General features: G+C 35.2%; 9 protein-coding genes. All 9 read left to right on the forward strand.

Annotated features, from left to right (window positions below; all coding sequences use genetic code 11):
- Positions 1–686, forward strand: a 686-nt coding sequence (gene map / locus Q1553_RS07165; protein WP_300842860.1) for a type I methionyl aminopeptidase, incomplete at its 5' end; no start/stop codon positions are given.
- Positions 687–706: 20 nt separating this feature from the next.
- Positions 707–925: a translation initiation factor IF-1 gene (gene infA / locus Q1553_RS07170; RefSeq protein WP_026943286.1), complete on the forward strand. Its 219-nt coding sequence runs from the start codon at positions 707–709 to the stop codon at positions 923–925.
- 252 nt (positions 926–1,177) lie between these two features.
- Positions 1,178–1,291, forward strand: coding sequence for a 50S ribosomal protein L36 (gene rpmJ / locus Q1553_RS07175; protein WP_005022299.1), 114 nt, complete (start codon positions 1,178–1,180; stop codon positions 1,289–1,291).
- Positions 1,292–1,302: 11 nt separating this feature from the next.
- On the forward strand, positions 1,303–1,671 hold the full coding sequence (rpsM, locus tag Q1553_RS07180) for a 30S ribosomal protein S13 (RefSeq protein ID WP_115551076.1): 369 nt from the start codon (positions 1,303–1,305) through the stop codon (positions 1,669–1,671).
- Positions 1,672–1,680: 9 nt separating this feature from the next.
- A complete protein-coding gene (gene rpsK, locus Q1553_RS07185) occupies positions 1,681–2,073 on the forward strand; it encodes a 30S ribosomal protein S11 (RefSeq protein WP_115551075.1) in 393 nt (130 codons plus the stop codon).
- 9 nt (positions 2,074–2,082) lie between these two features.
- On the forward strand, positions 2,083–2,709 hold the full coding sequence (rpsD, locus tag Q1553_RS07190; protein ID WP_115551074.1) for a 30S ribosomal protein S4: 627 nt from the start codon (positions 2,083–2,085) through the stop codon (positions 2,707–2,709).
- Between the two features lie 19 nt (positions 2,710–2,728).
- The gene (locus tag Q1553_RS07195) at positions 2,729–3,718 is read left to right on the forward strand and encodes a DNA-directed RNA polymerase subunit alpha (RefSeq protein ID WP_300761123.1); all 990 of its coding nucleotides are present in this window, start codon (positions 2,729–2,731) and stop codon (positions 3,716–3,718) included.
- A 13-nt stretch (positions 3,719–3,731) separates the two neighbouring features.
- On the forward strand, positions 3,732–4,082 hold the full coding sequence (gene rplQ / locus Q1553_RS07200) for a 50S ribosomal protein L17 (RefSeq protein ID WP_115551072.1): 351 nt from the start codon (positions 3,732–3,734) through the stop codon (positions 4,080–4,082).
- Positions 4,083–4,251: 169 nt separating this feature from the next.
- A partial coding sequence (locus Q1553_RS07205; RefSeq protein ID WP_300842861.1) for a DUF6033 family protein occupies positions 4,252–4,724 on the forward strand: 473 nt, incomplete at its 3' end.

The raw sequence follows: 4,724 nt of genomic DNA on the forward strand, positions 1-4,724 counted from the left end.
TAAATCATCTCAAAAGTCAAATCAAGCCCGGTATTACTTTAAAAGAATTAGACCAAATGGGAGAAGAAATGATTCTCTCCTGCGGAGCAACCCCATCTTTTAAAGGGCTTTATGGATTTCCCGGTTCCATTTGTATTTCTGTTAATGAAGTTATTATACACGGAATCCCAAATGATTATAAATTACAAGAGGGAGATATTGTAGGGCTTGATATTGGCACACAGCTCAATGGTTGGTATGGTGATGCGGCAATTACTTGCGGTGTAGGCAATATTTCTCAAAGCGACGAGCGGTTAATTGCTTGTTCTAGGGACGCCTTGTATTTTGCTATTAGTCAAATTAAAGTAGGTATGCATTTTAAAGAATTAAGTGCTCTGATAGAGCAATTTATTTTGGATTATGGTTATGTTCCTTTGCATGGTTTTTGTGGGCATGGAATCGGTAGAAAGCCTCATGAAGAGCCGGAGATTCCTAATTATTTGGAAGGAAAAAAAGCTAAGCAAGGTGATAAAATCAAAGAAGGAATGGTTTTTTGTATTGAGCCGATGATTTGTCAAAAGGAAAGCGAGCCTTTCATTTTGGAAGATGATTGGAGTGTAGTTTCGGTAGATGGATTAAGGGGGAGCCATTATGAACATACGGTGGCAATTATTAGGAATAAAGCTGAAATTTTATCTTTGGAATAAAGAGGTCAAAAGGAAAATAAGTGGCAAAAGATGATGTAATTGAAGTAGATGGAATTGTAAAGGAAGCTTTGCCAAATGCAACCTTTCGTGTGGAGCTTGAAAATGGACATATTATTTTATGTCATATTGCTGGACGTATGCGAATGCATTATATTAAGATTCTACAAGGCGATAAAGTGAAGCTAGAATTAACTCCTTATAGCTTAGATAAAGGAAGAATTACTTTTAGATATAAGTAGTTTTTAATGAGAATTTAAATATAATCCGCTCTTTATTGCAAAAATTAAACTTGAATCTAAAGTGTTAAATTGCAACATAGTCGTTTGGGTGGTGTTGGATAAGCCTTTGAGGACTATAAACTCAATGCCTATTGAGAAATGGGAAGTGATAAATTTTTTTTAAAACATTCCAAAGGCATAGTTTAGATATTTTCTAAATGGGACGCTAAAGTATTATAATAAGGCATTTGCCTTTGAAGTTAGGAGCAAGCTATGAAAGTGAGACCTTCTGTCAAAAAAATGTGCGACAAATGCAAGGTTATTAAGAGAAAAGGCGTGATTCGAGTGATTTGCGAGAATCCAAAACATAAACAAAGACAAGGATAAAAGGAAATATAATGGCGAGAATTGCTGGTGTTGATTTACCCAAAAAAAAGAGAATTGAATATGCTTTAACCTATATTTATGGTATTGGTTTAAAGACATCAAGAGATATTTTAAATGCTGTAAATATCTCTTATGACAAAAGGGTTCAAGACCTTGGTGAAGATGAAGTTTCTTCTATTGCTAAAGAAATACAATCTCATCATATCGTAGAGGGTGATTTGCGCAAAAAAGTTACAATGGACATTAAAGCTCTTATGGATTTAGGAAACTATCGTGGTCTTAGACATCGTAAAGGTCTGCCTGTTCGCGGTCAAACAACAAAAAACAATGCAAGAACACGTAAAGGCAAGAAAAAAACTGTTGGTAGTGCATCAAAATAGGAGTAAATAATGGCTAAAAGAAATGTAAATAAAAAAAGAATTGTTAAGAAAAATATTGCAAAAGGAATCATTCATATTTCGGCTGCTTTTAACAACACAAGCGTAACCATCACAGATGAAATGGGAAATGTTATTTGCTGGAGCACAGCAGGTGCATTAGGTTTTAAAGGAAGTAAAAAATCAACTCCTTATGCTGCACAACAAGCAGTAGAGGATGCAGTTTCCAAAGCAAAAGAACATGGAATCAAGGAATTGGGAGTAAAAATTCAAGGTCCGGGTAGCGGTAGAGAAACTGCAGTAAAAAGTTTAGGAAGCATTGAAGGCATTAAAGTTTTATGGTTTAAAGATGTTACACCATTGCCACACAATGGTTGTCGTGCGCCAAAACGAAGAAGAGTGTAAGGAGAGATAATGGCTAGATACAGAGGTCCTGTTGAAAAAATTGAAAGAAGATTTGGTGTTAATCTTGCACTAAAGGGTGAGCGTAGATTAGCAGGGAAAAGTGCATTAGATAAACGTCCTTATGGTCCGGGACAACACGGGCAAAGAAGAGGAAAAATTTCAGAATATGGGATTCAGCTTCGTGAGAAACAGAAAGCAAGAATGATGTATGGAATCTCTGAAAAACAATTTCGTTCAATTTTTGTTGAGGCGAATCGTTTAGAAGGCAATACGGGAGAGAATCTCGTCAAACTAATTGAAAGAAGATTGGATAATGTTGTTTATAGAATGGGTTTTGCTACAACGAGACGTTTTGCAAGGCAACTTGTTGTGCATGGACATATTCTTGTAAATGGCAAGAAAATAGACATTCCTTCCTCTCTTGTAGGAGTAGGACAAAAGATAGAAATTTGTGAAAAAAGCAAAAAAAATCCACAAATTCAAAGAGCAATTGAGCTAACAAAGCAAACAGGAATCGTTCCTTGGGTAGATGTGGATCAAGATAAAGTATTTGGAATCTTTACACGCTTACCAGAAAGAGAAGAGGTAGTAATTCCAATTGAAGAAAGGCTCATTGTTGAGTTGTATTCTAAATAATTTGTAGGAAGGTGTTAGTATGAAAAATATTAAAACTTCTCCACATGTTCCAACAAAAATTGAAGTAAAAGAAATTAGCGTCAATAGAGTTCAAATTATTGCCTATCCTTTTGAATCAGGGTATGCTATTACTTTGGCTCATCCTTTGCGTAGATTATTGCTTGGAAGTTCTGTTGGTTTCGCTCCTATTGCGTTGCGAATTGCTGGTGTGGCGCACGAATTTGATTCCGTGCGTGGTATGGTAGAAGATGTATCGCATTTCATTGTGAATCTTAAGACGGTTCGTTTTAAGAGTAAAGATGAAAACGAAAGTATCAGCGTGGATTATAAATTTATAGGTCCAAAGGTTATTACAGGTGCAGATTTGGCTAACGAATTAGTGGAAGTTGTTACTCCAAATATTCATTTGGCAACCATTAACGAAGATGCAGTGTTGAATTTTTCTATTGTAATTTGTAGGGGAATTGGTTATGTGCCAAGTGAAGAGATTCGCAATCAAGTGCCAGAAGGTTTTATGCCGCTTGACTCTTATTTTACACCCGTTACGAATGTTACCTACAATACTGAAAATATACTTGTAGAAGATGATCCAAATTATGAAAAAGTTATTTTTGATATTCAAACCGATGGTCAGGTAGAACCGCTGACAGCTTTCAAAAATGCTTTAAGTGTAATGCACAAACAAATGGCTATTTTCAATACAGAACTTAACATTGAAGTGCCAGAAATCAATAATGGAGATGAAGATCATCCAGAAATCAAAACATTGTTGCAAACTATTGATAGTTTGAATTTTAGTGCGCGTTGCTTTAACTGCTTAGACAGGTCAGGCATTAAATATCTAGGAGAGCTCGTGCTTTTGAATGAAGACCAAATTAAAAACATTAAAAACTTAGGTAAAAAATCTTTAGATGAAATCACCACAAAGCTAGATGAACTAGGTTATCCTGTGGGTAAAGAAATTCCAGAAGATTTGGTTGCGCTACTTAAGAAAAAATTTTTTAACTAAAAAAGGATAAGAAATGAGACACGGACACGGATATAGAAAGCTAGGAAGAACAAGTTCTCATAGAAAAGCTTTACTAAAAAATCTTTCAATTGCTTTAATTGCTAGCGAAAAGATTGAAACTACATTGCCAAAGGCAAAAGAATTGCAAAGCTATTTTGAAAAACTAATTACAAAAGCAAAAAAAGATGATTCTATGGCACATCGTTTGGTTTTCTCTCATTTGCAACATAAAGATTCTGTGAAAAAATTAGTCAAAGAGATTGCACCAAAATATTCTAACAAAAATGGTGGTTATACAAGAATTATCAAAACGAGAATGAGAGTAGGCGACGCTGCTCCTATGGCAATCGTAGAACTTGTATAGCTTAGATTGTGCATTGGTGCTTTTGGGATAAATCCTCCCCTAAGCACAAAATGCTAATATTTTATCTCACAACAATACTTGCACAATAGTGCGGAAACTTAATTTTTTCTCTTTATTTTTATCCTCAAATGCCGATATAGTCTATACAATTCTATTTAAGGAGTAAGTAATGGCAGTGCAAATTGGCGATATTTATGTTTCACAAGCGGCGTATGACTATGTGAAAAGCCAAAAGTTTGGCGATATACAAGGAGTGCAAAAGGATTCTAGTGATTCTACTTCCAATGCACTTTTAGGTGAGCTTGTAGTTAAATATTCAAACCTTAATTTTAACTCCAATGAGCAAAAAGGCTTGAATAATCTTAGTATTGCCCCAAATATTTTAAAAGAAATGGCAGATGACCCCAAAGTGCGTGAGAAATATGAAGCATTGATTTATGATATAAATGAGCTTGCCAAGAATCCTATTAAAAAAGACTTATTTGGTGGCGAAATTGAAGCAAGTGGATTTGTGATTAATGCCGATGGGAGCGTAAGCGGTTGGGCTGTTAGTCGCTCTAAGAGTGAATCTAGCGAGAAAAGCTACATAGAAAAAATGTTAGAAGAGCTAGAAAAAATTCGTAAAGAACGAGAGGAAAGAGA

Source organism: Helicobacter sp. UBA3407 (assembly GCF_949747025.1).
GTDB classification, from domain to species: domain Bacteria; phylum Campylobacterota; class Campylobacteria; order Campylobacterales; family Helicobacteraceae; genus Helicobacter_D; species Helicobacter_D ganmani.